Origin of the sequence: Sphingomonas sp. LH128 (assembly GCF_000293195.2) — a bacterium.
Classification (GTDB): domain Bacteria; phylum Pseudomonadota; class Alphaproteobacteria; order Sphingomonadales; family Sphingomonadaceae; genus Novosphingobium; species Novosphingobium resinovorum_A.
In genome coordinates this window covers 1-5039 of record NZ_ALVC01000535.1, presented here as the reverse complement: position 1 = coordinate 5039, position 5039 = coordinate 1, and the positions used below count along the sequence as shown (strand labels likewise).

Here is a 5039-nt window from a genome sequence, read left to right as displayed (position 1 = left end):
CCCTTGCCGATCCCGCGCGCCAGCAACCCGCGCGCCAGCATGGCCGAACGCGACTCAAGCTCGCGATAAGTGGCGCAGGCCACCGTCTCCTCGCCTTCCTCCAGCGTCACCGCGACGGCATCGCCATAGGCGGCAGCGACAGCCCGAATGAGGCTGGGGAACGTCTGTGCATCCCCCGGAAGGTCTGCAACGGTGTGGGCGGCGGCCTCGGTGTTCACGTTCCCGACTCTCCTCTCGGCCGTGCCGACACGAAGGGCGCCGAGCACGACCACTGGCAACCGCTCAAGCAGTTCGCCATTTCAAATCAGGAGTCGATATTCCGGAAAATTGTCTGAAGCGCAACGCCCGCCCGCGTCGATACCGCGCGGGCGTTTCGGCTCAGATCATGCCATGCCCATCGACGGCCACCGAGCGAATGTGCCCCGAGCCATCGACGCTGCAGGCAAACGGGCGGCCGTCCTGCAGGCGCCCCTCGACGCTGTAGCGCTCGCCCATGCGCCGCACCGAGTCCACCGATTCGACGCGCTTGTCACCGCGTTCGAGTTCCGCAGAACAGGCGTCGACCGCGCCGCCCAGCGATCCAGGCCCGGCAGGCTCGTCCGAATAGTCGCGGCCGCTCACCGGGCCGCCCGGATATGGCGCGGTATCGCCATTGTCGGCCGGCGGCGCGCCATAGTCCGCATCGTCCCCCGCTTCCGGGCCGCCCGGATAGCGATAGGGCGCGGGCTCGCCGCCACGCTTGTCGGCGCTGTTCTTGCTGACGGCAGAAGCGATCGCGGCAACCCCGCCGACGACCAGCAGCCCGGCCAGAAGGTCCCCGCCATCGATGCCGCCGCCGCGATAATGGCGATGGCCCCTCCAGCCGTCCCGGCCGTGCGCCAGAACCGGCGTGGCAGTGACGCAAAGCACCGCGAGCGCGGCAAGGGATACGGCGGCACGCGAACGCAACATCTTCATCGGGAGAAACCCTATCCGGCGCGCACGGTCCGCGCCGCCCAAGTCACGGAACGTACGCCGCTCATGCTGTCCTATGCATGAACCGCTTCACGGCGTCGCGGCGGTCGGCTCTCCGGCCTGAGCGACACTGGCTTCGGCCGGAAGGCGCAGCCCCGTCCACTGCGCGACGAAGGCGAGGATGTCCGCACCCTCCTCGATCGCCTTGTCCGTGGGCTTTCCCGAGCCGTGTCCGGCGCGGGTCTCGATGCGGATGAGACGCGGCCTGGCCCCGAGGTTCGCGTGCTGCAGCGCCGCCGTGTACTTGAACGAGTGCCCGGGCACCACGCGGTCGTCGGTGTCTGCCGTAGTAACCAGGATCGCCGGATACTGCGCACCCTCGCGAATGTTGTGGTAGGGCGAATAGGCGCGCAGGACCTTGAAGTCGTCTTCCCGGTCCGGCCTCCCATAGTCGTCGGTCCAGTAACGCCCGGCCGTGAAGCGGTCGAAGCGCAGCATGTCCATGACGCCCACTTGCGCGACCGCCGCCGCGAACAGGTCCGGCCGCTGGTTGACCACCGCACCCACCAGCAACCCGCCGTTGGAGCCGCCCTGAATGGCAAGGCCGTCCTTCTTCGCGATGCCCTCGTTTACGAGGAACTCGCCCGCCGCGATGAAGTCGTCGAAGACGTTCTGCTTGTTCTGCCGCCGCCCCGCATCGTGCCACGCCCGGCCATACTCGCCGCCGCCGCGCAAGTTCGCCAGCGCAAAGGCCCCGCCCGCCTCCAGCCACGCCATGCGCGTCGCCGAGAAGCCGGGGGTCAGCGAAACGTCGAAGCCACCATATCCATAGAGCAGCGTCGGCACCGGCTGCTTCGCCTTGGCCACCGCGCGGCTGCGCACGATGAACATCGGCACGCGGGTGCCGTCCTTCGACGTGAAGAAGCGCTGCTCGACCACGTAGGCACCCGGATCGTAGCACATCTTCGGCGTCGCGAAGGGCGTCGTCACCCCGGTCGCCAGATCCATCCGGTAGATAGATGCCGGACAGTTGAAGCTGGTGAAGGCGTAGAACGTCTCCGGGTCGCCCGGCTTCCCGCGAAAGCCCGAAGCGGTGCCGATGCCGTTCAGCGACAGCGTCTTGCCGACACTGCCGTCGAGCGCCAGGATTTCCGCATGGCTCGCCGCATCGCGCATGTAGTTGAGGACGAGCCGGTCCCCGACGATCCCCGCGCGCTCCAGAATATCCTCGCGCTCGGCGACGATCTCGGTCCACTCGGCCTTGGGTGCATCGAGATCGATGCCGACGAGCCGATAGCGCGGCGCGTCCCGGTTGGTCACGTACCACAACTTGCGCCCGGCACCTTCGACCAGCTTCCAGTCATCGGTGAAACCGGAGACGAGCGGCACTGCCTTCCATCCGTCGCGCTTGCGCTTGTCGAGATCGATCACCCGCACTTCGTAGCGCGCATCGGTGCCGACATGACTGGTGATGAGCGCCAGGCGCCCGTCCTGCGTCACGTCCGCCACATGCCCCAGATCGGGCGCGTCGGGCGTCGCATAGACCAGTTCGTCCGCGTCCTGAGCCGTGCCGATGCGGTGGAAATACACGGCCTGGTTGTAGTTCAGCGACTGGAACGCCGCGCCTTCCTTCGGCTCCGGGAAGCGCGAATAGAGGAAGCCTTCCTCGCCCACCCATGAGAGGCCCGTGAACTTGGCCCAGCGCACCTCGTCCTGCAGCGGCTCGCCGGTCTTGACGTCGATCACGCGCAGGATGCGCCAGTCGCTGCCGCCGTCCTGAACGCTATACAGCAGGTAGCGCCCCTTCTGCGAGGGCTCCCAGGAATCGAGTGCCGTCGCCCCGTCCTTCGCCCAGGCGTTGGGATCGAGCAGCAGGCGCGGCTTGCCGTCCAGCCCCTTGCGTACGAACAACTGCGCCTGGTTCTGCAGGCCGGTGTTACGGGTGTAGAAGTAGCTGCCGCCCGCCTTCACCGGGATACCGAAGCGCTCGTAGTCCATGAAGGCGCGAATGCGGCGCTGGAACTGGGCGCGCTGGGGGAGTGCGGTCAGATAGTCTTCGGTGACGGCGTTCTCACGGCTCACCCAGTCGGCGACCTCGGAGGAATGTCTTACGTCATCCTCGAGCCAGCGATAGGGATCGGCGATGGCCTCGCCGAACTGGGTCTCTACGACGGTGTCGCGGCGGGTCTGTGGATAGCTGATGTCGGACATAGGCCCTGCCCAGATGGGCGTCGCCGCCCCCGACAGCAAGAGCGCCGCCAACACCTGCAGCCCGCTAATCTTCACACATCCTCCCGACCCTGTTTTTGAGCCTGTTTTCTAGCACATCGCCGCGCCGGGGAAAGCACGCATGAAAAAGCGGCCGCGAACCGAAGTCCGCGACCGCTTCTCTATCCCGTCAGGGACGCCGAGTGGCTTACGCCTCGGCGAATTCCTCGGCATCGGTGTGCATCGGGCCGGAGTCCTGGCCCTTGGCATCGACGTCGCGGTCGACCAGTTCGATGATCGCGATCGGCGCGGCGTCCGAAGCGCGGTAGCCGGCCTTGATGATGCGGGTGTAGCCACCCTCGCGACCGGCAAAACGCTCGGCGAGGACTTCGAACAGCTTCTTTTCCTGCGCTTCGTCGAGAATGCGCGCGTGCGCGAGACGACGGTTCGAAAGGCCGCCCTTCTTCGCGAGCGTGATCAGCTTCTCGATGTAGGGACGCAGTTCCTTCGCCTTCGGCGTAGTGGTCTGGATCTGCTCGTGCTTGATCAGCGCTGCGGCCAGGTTGCGCAGCAGGGCCGCGCGGTGGCCGGACTTGCGCTGCAGCTTGCGGCCGCCCATCTTGTGACGCATATTCTTTACTCCGTTCGTCAGGCAGCCGTTCAAGGTACTGCCTGCCGGGCGATGCGGTTAGACCATCGCCCAAAGCCTGTTCACGTATTTGTGAAGCGCGCCCTCAATACGAAAACGGGGCGGGAGTCAAGGCTTGAAGGTCATTCCATCACATTGAAGCCAATAGCCATCGAAACTCGGCCTGACATCACCGGTTCTCGCCCTCAATCCCAATGCTGCCATTCGGATGAGATTGACGGCGAACAGCAAAGCCGCCCCCATCCAGAACCAATAGCTTACCGGGCTATCCGCCATCCGAAACGTATCATTGCCGACAAGCAGCCCTATTGAATTCACCTGTCCTTCGCGCCACCCACCGACGATGTAATCAACGGCCATTGCGACAAGAAACAAGTTCGCGATCATCGCGACATATTTGTTTGTGAAGATCGAACGGGCTTCCTCCTCAGCCTCCCAAACAAGACATTCCTCGACTGATACCAGCATCGCGAGATCCCGCTTGCGATGCCACCAAATCCTGTCCCAAATCGGAAGTCCCAGCGCCACCAATAGCATGGGCTGTAACAGCGACGCGCCCGTCACCGCACATGCGGTTAGGACCAGCCCCAGAATGCAGGCGCTGACGACAAGGGACCGCCTTTGAAGCCGCCTAACGATCATATCAATGTCTGGCATGGTTTGAAGTCTATGCCGCGATCGCCCTTACAAGCAAAGAAAAAGGCCCCGCAGTCACCCGCGAGGCCCTCTTCATTTCGAAACCCGAAGGTCCAATCAGCCGAGCAGTTCCTGCTCGAGCTTCTTGGCCATCTCTTCGATGTTCTCGGGCGGCCAGCCCGGGATGTCCATGCCGAGGCGCAGACCCATCGAGGAAAGCACTTCCTTGATCTCGTTGAGCGACTTGCGGCCGAAGTTCGGCGTGCGCAGCATCTCGGCTTCGGTCTTCTGGACCAGATCGCCGATGTAGATGATGTTGTCGTTCTTGAGGCAGTTGGCCGAACGGACCGACAGTTCCAGCTCGTCCACCTTCTTGAGAAGGTAACGGTTGAGCTGGTTGGTGTCGCTCTCTTCCGAAGCCGCCGCGCCGCCGACAGCCACGCCGATCATCGGCGAGGCGCCAACCGGGGCGATGTCTTCGAAGTGGACGAACAGCGCCAGCTGGTCCTGCAGGATGCGCGCGGCATAAGCCACGGCATCTTCCGGGGTCACGGTGCCGTCGGTCTCGACCGTCAGGTTGAGCTTGTCGAAG

6 protein-coding genes are annotated in these 5039 nt (G+C 64.6%); all 6 read right to left on the bottom strand.

Annotated features, from left to right (window positions below; genetic code table 11):
• A partial coding sequence (locus tag LH128_RS29820) for a hypothetical protein (protein ID WP_008833426.1) occupies positions 1-218 on the bottom strand: 218 nt, incomplete at its 3' end.
• Between the two features lie 160 nt (positions 219-378).
• Positions 379-957: a hypothetical protein gene (locus LH128_RS29815; RefSeq protein WP_008833425.1), complete on the bottom strand. Its 579-nt coding sequence runs from the start codon at positions 955-957 to the stop codon at positions 379-381.
• An 87-nt stretch (positions 958-1044) separates the two neighbouring features.
• Positions 1045-3165, bottom strand: coding sequence for a prolyl oligopeptidase family serine peptidase (locus tag LH128_RS29810; protein WP_083910378.1), 2121 nt, complete (start codon positions 3163-3165; stop codon positions 1045-1047).
• Positions 3166-3370: 205 nt separating this feature from the next.
• Complete coding sequence (gene rplQ, locus LH128_RS29805; RefSeq protein ID WP_008833423.1) at positions 3371-3793, bottom strand: 50S ribosomal protein L17; 423 nt, start codon at positions 3791-3793, stop codon at positions 3371-3373.
• 126 nt (positions 3794-3919) lie between these two features.
• The gene (locus LH128_RS29800; RefSeq protein WP_008833422.1) at positions 3920-4468 is read right to left on the bottom strand and encodes a hypothetical protein; all 549 of its coding nucleotides are present in this window, start codon (positions 4466-4468) and stop codon (positions 3920-3922) included.
• Positions 4469-4564: 96 nt separating this feature from the next.
• A partial coding sequence (locus LH128_RS29795; protein ID WP_008833421.1) for a DNA-directed RNA polymerase subunit alpha C-terminal domain-containing protein occupies positions 4565-5039 on the bottom strand: 475 nt, incomplete at its 5' end.

What these genes read in the sequence shown, in the direction of transcription:
- LH128_RS29815 (WP_008833425.1), bottom strand. Translation starts at nt 957, where the DNA reads ATGAAGATGTTGCGTTCGCGTGCCGCCGTATCCCTTGCCGCGCTCGCG.
- LH128_RS29810 (WP_083910378.1), bottom strand. Translation starts at nt 3,165, where the DNA reads ATGTCCGACATCAGCTATCCACAGACCCGCCGCGACACCGTCGTAGAG.
- rplQ (WP_008833423.1), bottom strand. Translation starts at nt 3,793, where the DNA reads ATGCGTCACAAGATGGGCGGCCGCAAGCTGCAGCGCAAGTCCGGCCAC.
- LH128_RS29800 (WP_008833422.1), bottom strand. Translation starts at nt 4,468, where the DNA reads ATGCCAGACATTGATATGATCGTTAGGCGGCTTCAAAGGCGGTCCCTT.